Origin of the sequence: Natronorubrum bangense, from assembly GCF_004799645.1 — an archaeon.
Taxonomy (GTDB): Archaea; Halobacteriota; Halobacteria; order Halobacteriales; family Natrialbaceae; genus Natronorubrum; species Natronorubrum bangense.
On record NZ_CP031306.1, the window covers coordinates 397,042 to 416,858 of the forward strand.

Annotated in this window: 14 protein-coding genes and 2 pseudogenes; 3 read left to right on the top strand and 13 right to left on the bottom strand. The window is 58.6% G+C overall.

Annotated features, from left to right (window positions below; all coding sequences use genetic code 11):
• The first annotated feature begins 286 nt into the window (after positions 1-286).
• A complete protein-coding gene (locus DV706_RS17330; protein ID WP_083902061.1) occupies positions 287-2,038 on the top strand; it encodes a PAS domain-containing protein in 1,752 nt (583 codons plus the stop codon).
• 172 nt (positions 2,039-2,210) lie between these two features.
• On the opposite strand, the gene DV706_RS17335 is transcribed toward DV706_RS17330, so the two are convergent.
• From DV706_RS17335 to DV706_RS17365, 8 genes and pseudogenes are all read right to left on the bottom strand, one after another.
• Positions 2,211-2,501 (bottom strand): PadR family transcriptional regulator, encoded by a 291-nt coding sequence (locus tag DV706_RS17335; RefSeq protein ID WP_006067022.1) that lies wholly within the window; start codon positions 2,499-2,501, stop codon positions 2,211-2,213.
• Positions 2,502-2,933: 432 nt separating this feature from the next.
• Positions 2,934-3,506: pseudogene (locus tag DV706_RS17340) on the bottom strand (hypothetical protein); the annotation flags it as partial.
• Positions 3,507-3,698: 192 nt separating this feature from the next.
• The gene (locus DV706_RS17345; RefSeq protein ID WP_240756914.1) at positions 3,699-5,549 is read right to left on the bottom strand and encodes a hypothetical protein; all 1,851 of its coding nucleotides are present in this window, start codon (positions 5,547-5,549) and stop codon (positions 3,699-3,701) included.
• A 198-nt stretch (positions 5,550-5,747) separates the two neighbouring features.
• Positions 5,748-6,277, bottom strand: a pseudogene (locus DV706_RS17350) (RNA-guided endonuclease TnpB family protein); the annotation flags it as partial.
• A 203-nt stretch (positions 6,278-6,480) separates the two neighbouring features.
• Positions 6,481-6,636, bottom strand: coding sequence for a hypothetical protein (locus DV706_RS21840; protein ID WP_169331121.1), 156 nt, complete (start codon positions 6,634-6,636; stop codon positions 6,481-6,483).
• An 877-nt stretch (positions 6,637-7,513) separates the two neighbouring features.
• Positions 7,514-9,376, bottom strand: a complete 1,863-nt coding sequence (locus tag DV706_RS17355) for a hypothetical protein (RefSeq protein WP_006067019.1) — start codon at positions 9,374-9,376, stop codon at positions 7,514-7,516.
• Between the two features lie 213 nt (positions 9,377-9,589).
• Complete coding sequence (locus DV706_RS17360; RefSeq protein ID WP_006067018.1) at positions 9,590-11,476, bottom strand: hypothetical protein; 1,887 nt, start codon at positions 11,474-11,476, stop codon at positions 9,590-9,592.
• Positions 11,477-11,638: 162 nt separating this feature from the next.
• Positions 11,639-12,271 (bottom strand): hypothetical protein, encoded by a 633-nt coding sequence (locus DV706_RS17365; RefSeq protein ID WP_006067017.1) that lies wholly within the window; start codon positions 12,269-12,271, stop codon positions 11,639-11,641.
• Between the two features lie 177 nt (positions 12,272-12,448).
• Between DV706_RS17365 and DV706_RS17370 the strand changes: the two genes are divergently transcribed.
• Entirely contained in the window at positions 12,449-13,519 is a 1,071-nt protein-coding gene (locus DV706_RS17370; protein ID WP_083902064.1) for a DUF4352 domain-containing protein, read from the top strand.
• Between the two features lie 82 nt (positions 13,520-13,601).
• Here the strand turns inward: DV706_RS17370 and DV706_RS22580 are convergent, their stop codons facing one another.
• The 3 genes from DV706_RS22580 to DV706_RS17375 all read right to left on the bottom strand — a co-directional run bounded on the left by DV706_RS22580 (position 13,602) and on the right by DV706_RS17375 (position 15,890).
• On the bottom strand, positions 13,602-13,721 hold the full coding sequence (locus DV706_RS22580) for a DUF7563 family protein (protein ID WP_449406818.1): 120 nt from the start codon (positions 13,719-13,721) through the stop codon (positions 13,602-13,604).
• Positions 13,708-13,884 carry a hypothetical protein gene (locus DV706_RS21845; protein ID WP_169331120.1) on the bottom strand — a complete coding sequence of 59 codons (177 nt, stop codon included), beginning with the start codon at positions 13,882-13,884 and terminating at the stop codon, positions 13,708-13,710. Before DV706_RS21845 ends, DV706_RS22580 begins: the two co-directional genes overlap by 14 nt.
• A 254-nt stretch (positions 13,885-14,138) precedes the next feature.
• On the bottom strand, positions 14,139-15,890 hold the full coding sequence (locus DV706_RS17375; RefSeq protein ID WP_006067015.1) for a bacterio-opsin activator domain-containing protein: 1,752 nt from the start codon (positions 15,888-15,890) through the stop codon (positions 14,139-14,141).
• A 232-nt stretch (positions 15,891-16,122) separates the two neighbouring features.
• Here DV706_RS17375 and DV706_RS17380 point away from each other — a divergent pair, with 232 nt between their 5' ends.
• The gene (locus DV706_RS17380; protein ID WP_006067014.1) at positions 16,123-18,711 is read left to right on the top strand and encodes a S8 family peptidase; all 2,589 of its coding nucleotides are present in this window, start codon (positions 16,123-16,125) and stop codon (positions 18,709-18,711) included.
• A 94-nt stretch (positions 18,712-18,805) separates the two neighbouring features.
• Here DV706_RS17380 and DV706_RS17385 read toward each other — a convergent pair whose 3' ends face one another.
• A complete protein-coding gene (locus DV706_RS17385; RefSeq protein WP_006067013.1) occupies positions 18,806-19,162 on the bottom strand; it encodes a DsrE family protein in 357 nt (118 codons plus the stop codon).
• Between the two features lie 204 nt (positions 19,163-19,366).
• Positions 19,367-19,741 (bottom strand): winged helix-turn-helix transcriptional regulator, encoded by a 375-nt coding sequence (locus DV706_RS17390; protein WP_049889896.1) that lies wholly within the window; start codon positions 19,739-19,741, stop codon positions 19,367-19,369.
• Positions 19,742-19,817 lie beyond the last annotated feature (76 nt).

Here is a 19,817-nt window from a genome sequence, read left to right on the forward strand (position 1 = left end):
TCGATATGTTCTCATCGGTGGCGAGATCACGGAGCCGCTGCGTCGCTGAATCACTTGTATCGAGGACAACGTAGCCACGCTCGACGAGTTTGTCCGTACCTTATCCGTCTTTAATTAGGCGCAAAACCGCACGACAGCGGCGACTTATCGAGAGTTCTTGCCGGAGGATCTAGCGACGATCTACCGCTGTCGCTGGGAAGTAGAATCACCGAGAAAGCCCTCTCATGTTATAACTCGATAGAGGAGATCCGAAAATGCCACATGTTTCGAATGGGTCTATTTGATTATGTCCACAGAGACGATGCCGGATTCATTTCTCATCCATTCAGGCATAAAGATAGTCTACGCGAATTCTACATTCTGTACACTCGTAGGGGCAGACTCTCAAGAGCAGCTGATCGGTACATCACTTACAGGACTCGTCGAACCGGACTACCACTCACCACTTCGGGAGCAAGTGGCCCGCATCGAAAATGAAGATGTACCTGTCCTCGGACTGGCCGTTGAGTTGCAAACGAATACTGACCAGCCACAGCACGCTATCGTTGTGAGTTTGTTGATCGAATGGGACGGCACTAAGCAGGTACAAACGTCGGTGTTTCCGATTGCTGATTCGGACTCCGAGGGCCGTCGGCAGCTTGACTATCAAGCGATGGATGAAGCACCGATCGGTATCACGATCGCAGACCCGGCCAAACTCGACGATCCACTTATTTATGTCAATGATGGCTTTTGTGAACTCACCGGCTATCCTCGGGACGAGATTCTCGGACAGAACTGTCGATTTCTTCAAGGAGAGAACACACGCGAGGAGCCAGTAGCGAAGATGCGGGCTGCGATTGAGGCAGAAGAGCCCGTCACTGTCGAGTTGCGGAACTACCGGAAAGACGGATCAATGTTCTGGAATCGTGTTACGCTCATCCCAATCCAGTCCGAATCCGGAACGGTAACGCACTACCTCGGCTATCAGCAGGACATCACCGCTGAGAAGCGATATGAGAAGGATCTCTCACTGTTCAAAGGACTGGCCGAAGAAGCAGAGAGAGCAATTCTGATTACCGACCCCGAGGGAACGATCGAATACGTTAACCCAGCCTTCGAGCACTTGACCGGGTATACGGCCGCCGAGGCGAGGGGACGCAACCCCAGAATTCTCAAATCCGGTCAGCAAGACGAACTGTTCTATCGGGAGTTGTGGGAAACGATCACGGCTGAAGAGGTCTGGGAAGCAGAACTGACGAATCGGACCAAACACGGAGAAATCTTCGAAGTCAAACAAAAAATCGTTCCCATAACGGATTCGGACGGCGACATAACACATTTCGTAGCCATCGAGCAAGATATTACCGAGAAGGTACTCACAACCCAGACGCTCGATGTTATGAATCGAGTGCTGCGACACAACTTGCGAAACTCGCTCAACGTAATTGATGGGCACGCAGAGCTGTTAGAAGCTGGGGAGTTGGATCCCGAGGCTCGCCAAGCGTCAGTTGCGGCGATTCGAGAACAGACTGCATCGATGCAAAAGATCGCCGAAAAGACCGCTGAAATTCGCGCAATCTGGGATCCGACCGAAGATAACCAGTCGTGGGGCCGCCTCAATATCGCGTCTCTCGTCGAAACGTATCAGCGACAGTATCCAGACGCAGACATTACCAGCACGATCGAAGACGAGATGGTGGACATTCAGGTTCGGAACCGAAAGCTGTTTATGAAAGCTATCGACGAGGCCGTCGAGAACGCAATCAGCCACAACGATCAGACCCCGCCAGAAGTGACGATCACCGTGCAGCGAAAGCCGGATTCTGACCAGTTTCGGATAACCGTCGCTGATAATGGTCCGGGGATTCCAGAACTTGAACGGCAGGCGATTGAGTTGGGTAAAGAGACACCGCTGAATCACGGTCTTAGCATTGACCTGTGGATAATGGAGTGGCTCACAACAACGCTCGGTGGAGAGTTGATAATTACTGACAACGAGCCTCGAGGGAGCGTGATAATGTTTCAACTGCCGACCGGCGGCTCGAATGGCGAATAAAGACCTTGAGGCAGTCAATTATTACTTTTATCGAATATGATGATTGTAACAAGCTGTACAGTGCTAACTTGGGCTTAAGACACTCATTAGTCGTGAATGTCTGGAAAAAGAGTACAGAGACGACTCTCGAGTTCGAGTGCCCGCTTCGAAAATTTACTTGACAGTATTTGAGCTACGAGTCTACGAGCAGTTCACCAACGTACTGCTGTTCCCATTCGCGTCGCGCTTCGGTCTCACGTCGACCACGACGCGTTAGTGAGTAGGAGTTCGTTCGCCGATCAACCGTTCCTTTTTCGACGAGTCCTTTGTCGACGAGTGTGTCGAGGTTTGGATAGAGTCGTCCGGCGAGAATCTCCGTCTCGTAGTAGTTCTCGAGTTCGTCTTTGATCGCGAGTCCGTGTGGCTCGTCGTGGCCGGCGATTGCATAGAGCACGTCGCGTTGAAAGCCAGTCAAATCGTGCATACACTGGTCGATGGCAGCAACTGGGTTAATTATATGGAACATAGACTTTCTTGATTGGCAATATTGTTGGCGAGAGCCCGGCAACAAACGGCTACTGGCCGTGAACAGTCCAAACTGTGGAGGTGGTGTGAGCGTGTCATAGAAACTACAACGTGCTCATTTGGATTCGTAATGAGCGTTCAGTACAGGCAAAAAACATTTTGTCGAGGAAAATAATGTTATGTGAGAATGAATGATGTTAAACCTGATGCTTGTCTCATCTCTCGCTGTAATCTCAGGTTTGCCGGGCGGCCCCGAACTGATTATAGATCTATCAATCAGCCTCTTTTTGTTAGGTATTCTTGGGCGCTGGATTTGTCGTGATGGAAAATCACGCGGGAGCAATTAGGCATGGCAACGGGTAACTGGTATTCTTATGATGTTTGTATTGGGACTTGTGCCGGGTCTTCTCACGCTTATGAAGTCCGACCGTCTGTCTTTCAGATTCCAGCCTTTCGAGAGGCGGAGTTGGCCGTGTTTGTCGTCGTGTTTGATGCCGTTCTGCTTCCACGTCACGGTGGAGCGTGGGTGTCGGTCGCCACGTTTCCGGTAGCCCGGTGGGTTGTTACCGTCGTCGGAGTTGTACCACCCAGTGAACGCTTCAGCGAGTTCTTCGTGGACGCGGTTGCCGTGGTCGTCGTAGTAGTTGCGTTTGCGGTAGCCAGGCGGATTCGCTCGTTTATCGGACTTCCTCTTGCCGTACCACGAGTTGAAGGCTTCAGCGAGTTCCTCCAGAACGCGCTGACTGGACTGTGAATGTAGTCCCTTGTATTTGATATGACCTTTCAACTCGTCTTTGAGGTCGCCGTGGTCGGGAATTTCGCCCGTTTCCTCCCAGACTTCTCGGGAGTGGTAGTTAGCGACGTTCCAGAGTTTGCTGGCCGACCACCCGTGTCGGTCGAGCGGTTCCTCTACCTGTGCGTGGTTGAGGATTTTTGCTCGATGAGTGCGGTGGACTTCCAGCATTGTGAAACGTCTCTATAATCACTTATACTTGATTTTCTTGTAAAGGTTCGGATTAAAATCGGTGGAATATCCTGCCGTGCTGTTCTTGGTAGTTGGCGTTATCAAGTGACGGCGCGTATCCACGGCCTGAAGACCGTGGTATTGCGCCTGCCCCTCGTATAATAAAAAAGATCGGTCGGTCAACCTGTGCCGTTAGCCGATCACGACGGACATCAGGGTGTCGACTGCGGCGCCGATGTTCGAGGTCACGCTGTTACGCTCGATGCTGTCGGAGCTGTTGTCGATGTTCGAGTTTGAGCTGGAGCCGCCGTGGCCACAGTTGGTGTCGTAGGACTCTTGGAAGCTACTGTCGTCAACTGAACTCTCGAAGCTGGCGCGCTCGGAGTCAGTGTCGGAGTCACTTCGGGTGCTGTCCCGTTGGTCGACATCGTGGTCACTGTCGCTCTGGTCGAGGCTGCTGTCGGACGCGCTGTCGTCGGCACTCTCGGAGCGGTCGGACTGGCTGGTGTCAGAGGCGCTGTCCTGATCGTTGCTGGACTCGCTTTCGACGTCAGTAATGTCGATCGTGTCGGAGCCAGTATCACTGTCACTGTCGGTGTCGAGTGCGGAGTCGCTGCTCTCGCTGCGATCGTTCTCGCTCAGGTCGCTCTCGTCAGTGAGCGTGCTCTGGTCGGTCTCGCTGTAGGTACGGTCACTCGAGACTTCGCTCTCGTCGTTTGCGCTGCTACTGCGTTCGGTATCGTTGTCCGTGCTGTCTAGGCTACTGTCTTGTTGGTCACTCTGTGAGTCGCTGCTGTTGCTGTCGCTTTGATCGCTGTCGGAGTCGCTGGTGGTCAGATCGCTGTCAGCACTGCTCGCGTCGCGGTCGCTTTCGTCGAACGCGCTCTCGGAGCCTTGACGGTCGCTCTGGCTCGAGTCAAAGTCAGATTCGTCGAAGGCGCTCGTGTCGCTGTCGCTGTCGGAGCTCGAGCGGTCGCTCTGGGTGCGGTCGCTCTGGCTTGCGTCACGGTCGCTCTCGTCGAAGGCGCTCTCGCTCACGCTACGGTCGCTGGCGCTCGCGTCACTATCGCTCTGGGCGCTCTTGTCAGCGTCGGAGTCGCTGTCGCTGTCAGTTCGATCGAAGCTGTCGCGGTCTTGGACACCACGGTCGACCGAGTCACTCTCGTCGTGTTCGGATGCGCTCGAGCTGTCGGAGCTGTCGCTCTCGTCAGAGTCGTGCTCGTCGGAGTCGCTCTCATCCTCGTCACGGTCGTGGTCGCTCACGTCGCGTTCGCTCGCATCGCGGTCCGATTCGTCGAAGGTGCTCTCGTCGAGGTCGCTTCGGCTGTCGCTCTCGTCGACGGAACTCGAGTTGGACTCGCTCACGTCGACGTCAGTGTCGTCGTAATCGATGTCGCTCGCATTCGAGTCGCGCTCGCTTGCATCGGAGACGCTGTCGCTCTCGTCTGTGTCACTCGAACTGTCGCTTGCACTCGAGTCAGAGTCGTCGGCAGCACTGTCGTTCGCACTCGAGTCGGTCTCGCTGAGCGTGCTGTCTTGGTCGGACTCGCTGTCCTCGCGGTCGCTGACGTCACGGTCGAGGTCGCTTTCATCCTCGTTGATTTCGACATTCGTGTCGTCGGCCACGCTTTCGCTGACGTCACGGGTACTGTCGTCGATATCGCTGACATCGCGCTCGGTGCTCGAGTCGGACTGTTCGTCGCGGTCGTTCATTTCGACAGAGCTACCGTCACGATCAACGTCCGAATCACTCGAACTGTCGCGGTCGCTCTGATTGAGATCGGTTTCGTCTGCGGCACTCGAACTGTCGCTCGCGCTGTCGCTCGAACTCAGATCGGAATCACTCGAACTCTCTCGGAGATCGCTACTCGATCGATCCCGCTCGCTACTACTGTCACTCTCACTGTCTTCGTCCTCGTCGAGCGATGACGTACTGTCGTCTGTGTGTTCGCCTTCATCACATCGATCGTTCATTTGCATGTTGACGCCGGTCTGGGCTGCTGCTAGCCCGCCCGCTCCAGACAACACCAAGAGGCCAATCATTGTGAAAATTGCTATTTTCTGTAACATTCGTTTCTCTAACCCTGTACCGAAGGTCACTGCTCTCTCCGCCAGAGGTGTTTAAAAACCGGAGACGAAGCCACGGGGAGATACGGGTCAGATAGCGTCTCCTCGGACTGATCAACCCACGAACGGTCCATCTTCGATTCCACGTATTTAGGCGGGACAGGGCGCTAACGCAGGTTTCTTGAGGATGTCGGCGTCGTCAGTTTTGAGTCCGAAGGAGATGAACCACTCGCCGGTCGGCTCTTCTTTCATGGAGGCTTCAACGGAGATGTCGCGGTGGTAGTGGATACGGAGGTCTCCGGTTTTGGAGAGCCAGCGTGTCGCGTGTCGGCCACTCGTGTTTTTGAGTGCGAAGCCTGACCGCGAGTATGTCATATTATGGAGTTCTCTCGGCAATTTTATTTGCGTTTCCCGACTTCGTTTCCGTTTTGATTCTGTTCGGAAAGTACATCAATATTCTAGTAGAAACGGGCGACGGTTCGTTACAGAGCCTTCGAATTGACTTCCGAAAAGATGGAAAATTCGTCTTTCCAACCGGGAAGTCTGTAGTGATGTTTGTATGCGGAGACAATGTCGTCGGCATCCACGTTTTCGTATTCGTACGAAGTGTAGTTGTACGCTTGGCGATGAACGTCGATGTGGTAATCCAGTTCAGCCGCCACCTCTTGTGTCGGGTGGGCAGGGTAGCGGTGACTGTACTCCATCGCTTTCTGATGGTTTGGGACATATTTATATAATGACCTTTACAACGGCCTATCGGATTCAACCCCCCTGGGAATTCTCCGATATCGCTTTTGACATCCTCCACACGACTGAAGTCGTGGGCTTTCTCTTCGGTGTTCTGTAAATCTCCCAACCAAGCAAGCGTCGGCGTGGGGAAGCCACGCCTTTCAGGCGCTGGAAAATATCACTCAGTCGACGGTTCATCTGTATCGAACCCTGCCATCAAGAGTCCGAGGACTTCCGGATTGCTCAGTTCGTAGCCCATTTGTTCGGTTAACTCGAGTTTGACTGCTTCGAACCGTTGAGCCTTTGATCCGTGCAGTTTGATGTGTGTCGTCATAGGATCTGCCAGTGAGCGTTTTGTACGCTCAATTCGTTTTTGGCGATGCGATCGATGCGTTCAATCACGCGGATTCGTTCCACTCTTGATCGGCGTGAGCACGACGTATTTTCATTTCTCTGGCGATCACGTGTGCGTATCCGGAGACGATACACCCCGTTCTGCAAAAGTGTTTCCAAGCCTCTTGTTCGTCGTCACGGGGTTGTCTTCCAGGTCGTGTTTGGAGTTGCTGGTTCATCATAGGGATCTTTTGGACACGGCTCTGACCGTTCGTGTCATCGAATGAAGCGGCTACGTCGAACCTAAACCCCGGTCGAAGCAAGGGAGTTTATCGGGAGGACATGGAACTATTCGGCTACGAATACGTTCGGGTAGCGGACTACACCATTGAGTTGTACCCAACAGCAGGGACGAATACCTTCTTGTTTGATTGATGCTCGCGTGGTATCCCCCACCGTGCTGTCCTCGATGGGTATAGTAGCCACTGACCGTCACACGACAGGAGCGTGGTTCGGAACGACCATGAGCGAACGAAGTGAGTGAGAACCGCGGAAAGCGAACGGGGAGAAACGACCCGTGAGCGAGGACTCGAACGAAAACCGCGGACAGTGCGATCGGTGTGTACATCGGTTCAGTTGTTACCATTCCGGGCGGCGTGGCTCTGGTAAATCACTAGACTGCGGCGACTTACCGTGGAGAATCACGTCGCTCGAGGCGTCACACTGGAAGAATCGTGACTGCACCCGTGAGGAATCCGGCGATGACGAACCGATTGACCGATTCCTGGAAGACAGCGAGACACTACATCCTGACACAGTATATCCATTCGCTAAATTCGGTCGCGTGAAAAAGAGCGGATGATTCTGCAATCGGGTCTCTAGACGCCGATGGCGGACAGGAGGTTACCGACTGCTGTGCCGATGTTCGAGGATATGCCGGATCGCTCGATGTTGTCGGAGCTGCTGTCGCTGTTCGAACTGGAGTCGCCGTGGCCACAGTTGGAGTCGTAGGATTCTTCGAAGCTACTCTCGTCGCTCGAACTCTCGAAGCTGGCGCGTTCGGAGTCGGTGTCGGAGTCGCTCCGGGTGCTGTCCCGCTGGTCCACATCGTGGTCGCTGTCGCTCTCGTTGAGGGTGCTCTCGGACTCGCTGTCGTCGGCGCTCTCGCTGCGGTCGGACTCGCTGCGGTCGGACTGGCTGTCTCGGTCGCTGCTCGATTGGCTCTCGACGTCGTTTTGTTCGACGGTGTCGGTGCCAGTGTCACTCTCACTGTCGGTATCGAGTGCCGAGTCGCTGTGCTTGCTGCGGTCGGTCTCGCTCGCGTCGCTCTTGTCAGTGGTCGTGCTCTGGTCGTTCTCGCTGTAGGTACGGTCACTCGAGACTTCGCTCTCGTCGTTTGCGCTGCTACTGCGTTCGGTGTCGTTGTCGGTGGTGTCTAGGCTGGTGTCTTGTTGGTCACTCTGAGCTTCGCTGCTGTCGCTCATGCTCTCTTCGCTGTCGGACGTGCTTTCGGTCCGATCGCTGTCGGCACTGCTTGCGTCGCGGTCGCTCTCGTCGAGGGAACTCTCGGAGCCCTGACGATCGCTCTGGCTCGCGTCGAATGCGGACTCGTCGCTTTCACTGCGGTCGCTGTCAGCGTCGGAGCTGGTGCGGTCGCTCTGGGTGCGGTCGCTCTCGAGTTCGTCACGGTCGCTCTGTTCGAAGGCGCTCTCGCTGACGCTGCGGTCGCTCTCGCTCGCGTCGAAGCTACTCGCTTCGCTCTCCTCGGCGTCGGAGTCAGAGTCGCTGTCGATGCGGTCGAAGCTGTCGCGGTCGTTCGCGCCACGGTCGACTTCGTCACGCTCGTCGGTCGAGGAGTCACTCTCGCTCTCGGAACTCTCGCTTTCGTCGCTTGCGCTTTCGTCGCTGTCGCTCTCGTCGAGGTCGTGGTCCTGATCGCTGACGTCGCTGGCACTCTCGGAGCGCTCACTCTCGTCGAAGGCGCTCTCGTCGAGATCGCTTCGAGTGTCGCTCTCGTCGACGGAACTCGAGTCGGACTCGCTGACGTCGACATCGGAGTCGTCGTGATCGACGACGTCCTCGCTGCGGTCGCTTGCGCTCTCGTCGGACGTGCTGTCACTCTCTGCGAGGTCGCTCGCGCTGTCGCTTGCGCTCGCGTCGCTCGCGTCGGCGCTGCTGTCGCTCGCACTCGAGTCGGTCTCGCTGTGTGTGCTGTCGCGGTCGGCCTCGCTGTCCTCGCGGTCGCTGACGTCACGGTCGAGATCGCTCTCGTCTTCGTCGATCTGGACGTCCGTGTCGTCAACCGCGCTCTCGCTCACGTCGCGGTCGCTCACGTCGACATCGTTGACGTCACGCTCGCTGCTCGAGTCGGACTGTTCGTTGCGGTCGTTCACTTCGAGGGAACTCCCGTCACGGTCAGAGTCGGAGTCGCTCGCGCTGTCGCGCTCGCTAACGTCGACGTCGCTTGCGTCTGCGTCGCTTGAGCTGTCACTCACACTGTCACTTGTGCTCACGTCCGAATCGCTCGAACTCTCTCGGAGGTCGCTGCTGGATCGATCCCGCTCGCTACTACTGTCGCTCTCGGATTCTTCGTCCTCGTCGAACGACGATGTATCGTCGTCGACGTGTTCCCCTTCGTCACACCGATCGGTTACCTGCGCTCCTGCCACGCCGCTTGCGCCGGCCGCGCCGGCCAGCAGCAACAGGCCGATCATTGTGAGGACTGTTAGTTTCTGTATCATACTTTGCTCGAACCTATGCTGTAGGTCACTGCTTTCTCCGAGCAGGTATCTTAAAAATCTGAGACGAAGCCACGGGGAGATACGGGAGAGATGTGGCATCTCGGGACCGATCTGCCCACGAACGGGCCGTCATCCGTCTGAGCGGTGGCTCGTGCAATCGATCCGTCAAAAAACCGCAGCCACGGGCCGAACGGCGTTCGTTCGGTGTTCGTCTCACTCGAGTTTACTGACGTCGACGTCGAAGCTGCCGTCATCGTTCTCGACGAGGATGCCCTTGCGCTCGAGTTCGGCGGGGCTGTCGCCAGTGACGATCAGGCGTTCGGAGATCGTCTCACAGTCCGAGTCAGTCGTCTGTTCGCGTTCGGTCTGGTCGCGTTCGTTCTGGACGCGATCGCTCTCGGAGTCCGTCTCAGAGTCGCTGCGATCGCTATCTCGGGTCTCGAGGTCGCGTTCGCTCTCGGTGAGATCACGCTGGCTCTCACGTTCGCTCTCGTCGGACCGCTCGCTGCGGTCGCGCTCGCTGTCGTCACGGCTGCTGTCATGGTCACTGACCCGTTCGCGTTCAGTGTCGGTGTCTTCACGCGTGTCCGTCCCGGTGTCGTTCTCGCGTTCGCTCTCGCGTTCGGAGTCCGTAGACTCGCTGCGGTCGCGTTCACTCTCGTCGCGTTCGTCGGAGTGCGTACTGCCGTCGCGCTCGCTACGGTCGCGCTCGCTGTCGCTACCGCGTTCGCTTCGGTCGCTCTCCGTGCGTTGGTTGTCGTTGTCGGTGGTGTCGAGTGTCCTGTCGCGGTGGTCGCTCGCGGATTCGCTACTGTCGCGTTCGAACTCCTCGGCGTCGAAGTCGCTCCGGGAACTGTCACGCTCCGCGCTGCTCGCGTCACGCTCGCTCTCGTCGAGTCCCTCCTCGCTTCCCTGTCGGGTCTCCTCGTGTTCGTCGAGGACCGACTCGAAGGTCTCGCCCAGGAACGACTCGCTGGTGAACTCGCTGCGGTCGCGTTCGGACCGATCAGCGTCGCGCTCGTCGCTTGCGCTGTCCGCGCTGTCCGATTCGCTCGCCTCGCTCTCGGCTTCGCGTGCCGTCTCCTCACTGGAGTCGGATTCGTCGTGTTCAGCCTCGTTGTCGGCGTCAGCGCGCTCGTGTGCGTCGCCATCGTCGTCGCGGTCGAACCGGTCTGCGTCGATCCGTTCCGACTCGCTCTCGCTGTCAGAGGTCGTGCTCTCGTCGCTCGAGGTGGCGTCGCGGTCGCTGTCGCGCTCGTCACTGTCGCTCGCGCTGGCATCGCGTTCGCTCACGTCCGAGCGACTCTCGTCGAGGTCACGGTCGTCGGCGCCACGCTCGCTGTCAGCCGATTCGACGTCGCTGCGGTCATGCTCGCTCGTGTCGCGCTCCGCGTCGTCGTAGTCGACACCGAACTGACTGCGGTCGCGCTCGCTGTCGTCGGTGGAGTTGGTACGCTCGTCTGCGTCGCTCGCACGCTCGTTCGCACCAGCCTCGCTCTCCGCAGCGTCGCTGTCGCTTGCACTCGAGTCGGTCTCACTGTGCGTACTATCGGCGTCGGACTCAGCCGCGTCGCTTTGAGTGGTATCGCGTTCGCTGTCGCTTGCGCTTTCGTCGATCTCGACATCCGTGTCGTCGACCTCACTCTCGTTGACGGTGCGGTCGTGCTCGTCGACGTCGCGGACATCGCGCTCGCTGGTCGCGTCGCGCTGTTCGTCGCGGTCGTTGACTTCGGACTCGCTTCCGTCACGGTCGTACTCGCTGTCGTGACTGCTGTCGCGCTCGCTCGTGTCGCGGTCGCTCTCGTCGAGTGCGCTCGAGCTGTCGCGTTCGCTGTCGCGCTCGCTGACATCGCGGTCACGTTCGTTCTCTCGGTGATCGTTATTCGATCGATCACGGTCGCTCTCGCTTTGACTCTCGCTCTCCTCGAGTTCATTCGTAACGTCGAGGGTTTCGTCTAAGTGTTCAGTCACGTCACACCGCTCGTCATCTAACGAGTAGACGACGGTCTGGTCACCGTTGGAGACGCCGCCAGTCGCAGCGACGACGCCAGCCAACACCAGGAGGGCGGCCAACGTGAGGACACCAATGTTACTCACCATATTTTCTTTCCAATATCTAGTATACCCGTCACGTTCAGCGCGGATAGTTCGCTAGACTATACGTTCTTCAGCACTGCCCATCAAAAGGGGACGACGAAGGGTAGAGAAGAACCGGGTCGAACGCCGGTCGGTGTGGACGATTAACATGGACTCGAGCAGCAATCAGCCACCCGATGTGACGACGATTTCGACGTGGTCTCCGGCCCCATCGGCGGCATCGTCGACCGACTCGACGCCTTCAAGGATGTACTCCTGGGGGTCGACGTCCTCACCGTTGACGGTGACCGAAACAGTGTCGCCATCGGCCTCGTCGAACGTTTGGCCATCGATGGTGGCGCTCTCGGCAGTCACGTCCATATCGAGCGTCTCGAGTGCGTACTCAATGGACACGTCCGCGCAGTGGGCATGCCAGATTTCGCCACCGTCGTGATCGTGAAAGTGGAAGCAATTATCGCGCTCGGTGAGTTCCGGGTCGTCGAACGCGACGACTGTATCGTCGTACTGGACGGTCAGTGTCCCGTGTTCGTGTATCGGAGCCGACGGATCAGGTTGGATGGCGGCGGAACTGGCGGCCGTACCGGGACCGAGAAACACCGCCGCGTACCCGATCACGAAGAGGACGAGGACGACCCCAGCGCCAGCGTAGAGTAGCAGGGACCGACGGTTCGATTCGTCTTCCGTGAGGTCAACACGCCGTCTGTCGATCGCTGTCAGTTCGTCGGCGTGTACTCGCTCGAGGTGGCCGCCGTACTTATCGTCGGGAACGGAGTCGTCGCAGTAGGGGCAGGTTGTCATGGGCCTAGATACGAGACTGGGCCTCGAACGGGTATGAAGACCGGTCGAAGAAACGGGGTATCGAACGAGTTCGAACCGACAGGGCAGCGACGATCAAACGCCATTCCCCTCGTTTCTCCCCGGCCCGACGATACGTTTCACCCACTGTACTTGCCGATCCCTGACTGGTGTATCAGTATGAAACGTATCGATCGTCGAACGTATATCGCGCTGGTCGCAGGTGGAACGGTCGCTGTCGCCGGCTGTGGTGGTAACGGGGACGCCGACCCCGACGAACCCGAAACAGACGACGAGAGCACGGCCGACACGGAGACGAACGATGCGTCGGAAGACGAATCCGACGCCGAAACGGCGGACGACACGACCGAATCGGTAGCACAGGACGGCGACGAGTCCCTCGAGATTGGAGAGGTGCTTGAGATTGGCGACCTTCAGTTGGTTGTTGCCGACGTCGATCGAGTCGACGACGTGGCGCGCGGAGACGGCGACCTGCTCGAGGCGGACAGCGGGACGGTGTTTGCGGCTGTCGATGTCGCGGTTCAGTACACCGGCGGCGAGGACGTTGTCGCCGTCGACGAGGCGGTTACCGTCGCAATCGCCGACGGGGATGACAACGGCGATGTCGACGCTGACGGCGAATCCTACGAGCGCGCCAGCGCGCTCGACGACGAGCCGGGCGACCCGACTCGGAGTCGCCTCGCGCCCGGCGAACTCACGCGCGGCGAGATCGTTTACGAGGTCGACGACGACGCTGACACGCTCGTGCTCGAGATCGACTCGTTGATTGGAGGCGAGACGGCCGTCGTTGATCTCGAGGCAGCGGCCGACGAGCCCGTAACGTTCGAGCAAGACGTCGACGCACTCGGGTTCTCTCAGGGGGTCGAGTCAGCCGGCGTCGAAGTCACGGTGACGACTCTCGAGCAGGGGAACAATCTCGGCGGGTTCATGCAGTCCGATGCGGGGAACGAGGTCGTTGCTGTCGGTGTTAGCCTCGAGAACGGAAGCGGACGGGATCGAACTCTCTCGCCGGGACAGGCACGACTCAAAGACGAGTTCGGGCGGGAGTACGCGGACGCACCAGGAGTGGTGCGGGCACTCGAGGGGTTCGACGAGGAGGTCTTGGAAGCCGGCGACGAACACGAGGGGAAAGTCGCCTACCAGCTCGAGGAGGGGGCAGCCGAGCTGTACTGGGTGTTCGACTTCGGAGAGTGGGGGGAGGATCGACGGGTCTTCTGGAAACTCCGCTAGACGAAGACGGCACCTCCGGTGTGCTCCGAAAGCTCGGCGGGTCGAATAATCGGTAAAATAGCAACTCGGTTTCTTTTGACACTCAGCGCTGCCGTTCCAGCCGTACACAGTGTACACATGCACTCACGCCGTCGTTGTTGTCACCCAGTACGCGAGCGTACGCTCGAGAGAGGGCGCTTCCGCAGTTCTCACAGGAGCGCATTGTCGACTTTGAGCGCGCTAGTCTCGTCCGTCTCGTAGGTGGCCATAATGAGGCCAACGACTTCGGGATTCGACGGTTCGTACCCGAGCTGTTGTTCGAGATTGGTTTTGATTTCTTCGAATCGGTCGCTTTTCGAGCCGTATAGTTTGATATGTGAGGTCATTGGTGGGGGATAGTACCGATCGAACGGCTGTTCCCGGTCCCAGTTGGGTGGGCTGCCGATGGGGTTCGACGGGTACTATACGCTCACAAATGGCACGCATCATCGAGAGTTGTCCACCTATGTGGTTGGGTGTTGTCGGACCTACATCTGTTGAGTGAGCCCACTTGACATCCTCGCGCGCCTAAAGACGCGGGTGTACGCTCTATTCTCGTCATCAGTCCGTACCAACTATCGCAGACCCACATTGGAGTTGTTCACGTTCCGCGGAACGCTCGCTCAGAAAAGACCATCGAGAGCAGTTTCCGCTGGGCGAGGCGCAAATGATTGTTGAACGTTGGTTGGGAAATGTCGAGAATCGCGGCAACGTCGGCACCAGTCGCGTCACGTGGCACTTCGAAGTAGCCGCTGACGAACGCCGTCTCGAGAGCCTCGAGCTGTTTCGCAGTCAGCTTGCATTCGAGTTCCGCGAGAAAGCCATAGGGGGTGCGGGCGACGTACTCGTGATCCTGGCGACGGATCAGCTCCGAGTCGGGATACAGGCGACTGAACACGTCAACGAAGAGGCGAACGCTCGTGCTCTCCGGGAGGGCGACGACCAGACGGGCAGCAGCCCTGGATGTCGAGATCGATCGTGGAACGACGCCGTACTCGAGCAACTGGGCGACGACGCTGTCCTCGGTGAAGGTACACTCGAACAGCTGTTTGCCGTCCCGTTCCGTGACCAGGTGGGTTTTGGTGACGGCCGGTGACTGACTTGCTAGCTCGAGAATCGTTTCGGTGGGAGCCCCGTCGATGGTGAAGAACCCGTGGATCGATCCATCAGGGCGTGAGACAACCGTTTCGAACTCGAACGTACAGCCGGTTTCTCGCGCCCACTCGAGAAATTGGAACTCCTGATCACGGACTCGAAACTCGAGTTCGACGCCGCCACGACTAACGAGGGCGGTCTTCGCCTCGAGAGCATTGATCGCATGGGCGACTGCTGCACCGAGCTCAAAAAAGACCTCTTCGTCCATTCCGTCGAACGCAGCCGCTCGGTCACTGTACACCACCAGACCACCGTAGCACCGTTCCCGGAAGACGAGGGGGACTCCGATGGCCGATCGGTAGCCCCTCGTGATCGCATCACGTCGCCAGCGTTCGCCGGTGTCGTCTCCAAGCAGGTGAGAGACGGTGTGGGTCTCAAGAGTTCGGATCGTGGTGGCCATCGGTTCGCCATCGTCGGCAAGAGTGTCGGCATCACTCTCGAGGCTTTCAAGGTAGCCCTTCTCGATGCCAGCCTGTACCCGATCGCATACCTGTTCGGTCACCTCGTCGATCTCGGCGATCCGGGCGAACGCGTAGCGTTCGTCCGTCACGATCCGTTTGCAGACGCGCTCCTCGAGGTCCGCGCGAGTCCACGCCGTTCGGATCGTTCGGCCGACGTCGTGATGGAGCGCGTTTGTGGCGACGAGTCGCTCGCTAGCGACCGTCGATGCCTCGAGTTGTCGCTTACAGTCGTCGACTCGCCGTTCGTCGTCGATGCGATCCAGTACCGTCCCGGCGGTGGTTCCAACAAGCCGTGTGAACGAATGACTGAGCCGTGTTGGTCGCTCTTTTTCCGTCGTGCCAGCGAGGACGATGCCGTGGGAACCGATTGGGGCCACCGTCCCACGGGCGTGGTCCGGGTTCTGGACGGGTCGTGCCGGACGGGGCAGGAGGTCAGCGACGAACACAGGATCACGCTCGACGAATGCCTGCCACACAGGTGTCGCCGTCCTCTCGAGTGACATCGTCGCGTCCCACGTCTTTCGGTGGGGTGATCCGGCTCGCCGGCAGAGTACGTCCCTGCGCTCGTCGTAGAGGTAGACGGCGGCAGCCGCGTCCCCGTTTGCGAGAAACTCGACGATAGCGTCGCACACGCCCTGTATCCGGTCCGTCGCCGAGCCGTCGCTCGTCGGGGGTCGACAGAGCGCCTCGAGTTCAGTGAGACGGCGTTCGATATCAACGGTGTCGCCGCTACTCATACTCTCTGAACGAGGCGCTCTAGACGTAGAAAGTCGGAGCCAACGACCGTCGATTCGTCCACCCGACGTACGTTGGGTTGGGAACCAACCGTCGCTTCCTCGAGCAGTTCACGACCTGTGGCCCACATATAATCCACACCACTATTCGAATCGATTCACGATACTCTGGATACCAGTTCACGTTGCAGTTATGATCTTGTTGGTAGCCGAATGAGCCAGAACCGAGAACGATATGACCGAACAGGGAAGTTCCGACCCGATCGACGAAGAACTGACGCCAACGATTTCTCCTGACTGTGACGAGGACACTGCTGGCCGCTGGTGGACAGCGTCGTCGGGGGTGTTTCTGTCTCTGCTCGGCGTTTCGACGCTGCTTTGCTCTCGTGGATTCTCCCGACGTGGTATCCTCGGCACGATCGGCGTTGCTCTCGCGAGCGCCCTTGGTATCGGGACCGTTTCTGGGGACGAAACGGACGGGGACGGCGACGACAATCTCGAGCGCTACGTTGTCGGCCTCGAGTCGGGAACCTCGGCTGCGAGCGTCTCCCAGAACGCGACGCAGCTGTACCGGTCGATGGAGTTCGCGTCGGCGGGGAGCGTCGTCGTTGGGGCGTTCGACGACGAGATGCGCCAGGACCTCGAGGGTCGCTCCGACGTGAGGTACGTCGAGCGAGATTACGTCCGCCGACCGCAGGTCCACAGTGCCGTCTCACCGTCCGAAGCAGTGAAGATCGAGGGCGAACAGCGGTCGCCGTGGGGCGTCGAACGCATCGGAGCCACCGATTTTCACGGGATGGGGGAGACCGGCGACGGGGCAACCGTCGCAATTCTCGATTCTGGAATCGATCCAGAACATGAGTGTCTCGAGGTTGACGAAGGCAAGGCGTTTGCCGAGTGCAACGGAGCCGGCTGTGCCACCGACTGGGACGACGAGAGCGGCCACGGCACCCACTGTGCGGGAACTGTCGGGGCACTGGACAACGGAGTCGGCGTCATCGGCGTCGTTCCCGAGGTCAATCTCTGTGCGCTCAAAGTTCTCGCAAGCGATGGCTCCGGCTACGATTCGGACATCGCTGCCGCCATCGAGTGGTGTGGTGACAACGACGTCGACGTCATCAACCTGAGCCTCGGCGGGAGCGACGAGGCACAGGTGCTCGAGGACGCCATCGAATACGCCTACGAGCGCGGGGTGCTCGTCGTCGCCGCAGCGGGCAACGAGGGCTCGCTGGGCGGGGTCGATTACCCTGCCGGCTACGAGAAGTGTATCGCCGTTGGTGCGACGAACGACCGCGACGAGGTTCCAGACTGGTCAGCCCGCGGCGACAGCGTTGAGCTCGTCGCTCCAGGCGAGGATGTGCTGTCGACCCGGCCCGGAGACGAGTACACCTACATGAGCGGCACGTCCATGGCGGCGCCCCACGTCGCAGCCATTGGGGCTCAGCTAATGAGCCGCGGTCTCCCCCACGTCGAAAACACGGACGATGTCGATAATCCCGGTGGCGTCCGTGGTATCCTCCAGGAGACTGCCGACGACCTCGGCTTCGACGACGACGAACAAGGGTACGGCCTCCTCAATGCCTTTGACGCCCTCGAGGAACTCGAGCCTGTCGTCACCGAGGACGTCACCGACATTCGGGCGGACACGGCGACGCTCAACGGATCGGTCAGATCGCTCGAGGATGCTGACACTGCTGTGGTCTCTTTTCAGTGGCGTGACGCTGACAGCGCCGAGTGGACTGAAACCGAATCGGAGACGCTCGAGGGAGAAACGTTCAGTACTACAGTCGACGGGCTGGATCCCGACACCGCGTACGATGTCCGGGCACTCGTGGACGACGACGGTGAGACCACAAGGGCGAACGTCGAGACGTTCAGGACCGGGCTCGCGGAACTCGCCGTCGAAATCGAGGACGTCGACGTCGTCGATCATCGGTCGGCCACGGTCGCCGGGAACCTCAAGGGAATGGGCGACACCGACTCGGTTGCGGTCTCCTGTAGCGTCCGGGTCGAGGGCGACGACGAGTGGGAGCCGACCGAATCCCAGTCTCTCGAGGCGATCGGGGCGTTCGAAGACACACTCTCGAGTCTCGAACCCGAAACCGAGTACGAGGTCCGGGCGGTCGTCGAGAGTGGCGAGGACCGAGAGACAGGCGATGCGGTGGCGTTCGAAACCGATCCGGAGCCGGGACTGCCGGCGATCGACCGATTCGAGCTCGCCGACGACAGTACGAACCAGTTCGTCCGGTGTAACGTCCACTGGGGTGTCTCGGATCGCGACGATGCACTCGAACTCGTCGCCACCGAGTTACGTTATGCCGACGAGGACGACGTGCTCCACCGCGTCGCAACGGAAATCGAAGCCGGCGAAGAAAGCGGCGTCCACACGGTCCGACACAGCGACCGCCTTGAGGGAGCCGGCGAAGCCTACGACGTGACGCTTTCGGTTACCGACAGCGAGGGCAACGTCACCGAGGAGACCGACCGCATCACCCTTGACGAGCGATCGCCAGCACCGAGTATCGACCAGTTCGAGGTCACGATCGACGACTTCCTCGGATCGCCCGAAGCCGTCGTCGAGTGGGCTGTCTCTGACGAGGGTGGTGAACTCGACGGTGTCGTCCTCGAGTTACATCGTGTTGGTGACGCCGAGGTCGTCGACGACTCGAGTTCGATGGCACGGGACGGAGAAGCATCGGGCACGGATTCGCTTCGGGATCGTGACGGCGACGGATCCGAAACGGAGTACGAGGTGACGATCACGGCGACTGATTACTTCGAACAGACGACCGAAGAGACTACACGAGTGACCTTCGGTGAGTGACTCCGGACAGGCGCCGAACCGCTCGGTAGGCGCTCGAGGAGTCGTTGTTGATTAGGCCGAAGCCACTGCCGGTATCGAGACCGTCGTTTTCAGGTCAGAATGTAATAATTTCGTAGTCATCATCGACAAGTGATCGAACGCTCGGGTGACCATCGTGATCATCGAGCGTCACAATGTCCGTCTCGTTGATCGCGTCTTCGACACCGAACGCACCTGCACAGAAGTCACACGCTGCGGCGTCTTCTCGAACGGCTTGATACAGCTCGTGATAGTCGCTTTCTTCGTCTTCCAGTTCTGGAATCCACTGCGTTCCCGCCCCATCGAAAATGAGTTCGACGTCGTCGCCATCTGTTTGTGCGAATTCCTTTGCTGCCTCGAGTCCGTTCACGAGACGGCCCATGTCAGCGTGCGATTCAGTACCAGCGAGGATTACGATTGCTGCGTTCGTCATTACACGTTCTAGCACCGGCGGGATTCATAAAAATGCACGCGAACGGACGAGTAACGGGGTTACGGGTTCCTCACCCCTCTCTGAGAACTACAGTGGGGTGTCCGTTCGAGACGTCACCGAAAACGGTGGGCAGTTCGTGAGGGCGACGTCCTCGAAAGCGTCATTGACGAGTTCGTGATCGGTGTGTCTGGGAATCGAGTCGTCCTATGCGATCGAACTGTCTTCGGTCGCTGCAGGCATCAGGTGTTCTTGCCCCCAGTCAGCCATCTCCATGATCACCGACTCGAGTGATTCGCCGACGTCGGTCAGCGAGTACTCGACGCGGACCGGTTTCTCGTTGACGATCTCCCTGTTGATCAGCTGTTTCTGTTCGAGATCCTCGAGCACGTCCGAGAGGACCTTACTCGAGATCCCGCCGACTTCGTCTTTGAGCGCATTGAATCCAAGCGGTCCGTTATCAAGCAGTCGGTGGAGCACGACAGTGTGCCACTTTTTTCCGATCAGCGTCGCGGTCGCCGTGACGGGACACCAGTCTTTGCCTGCACACCAGATTTCCAGTTTCTGTGTCGGCTCGCTCATGTACCTGTACTCGTACTGGATCGGCATATAGTTACGTATTGTACTCTAGTTACGTTTGGTTACCTGAAACCACGCT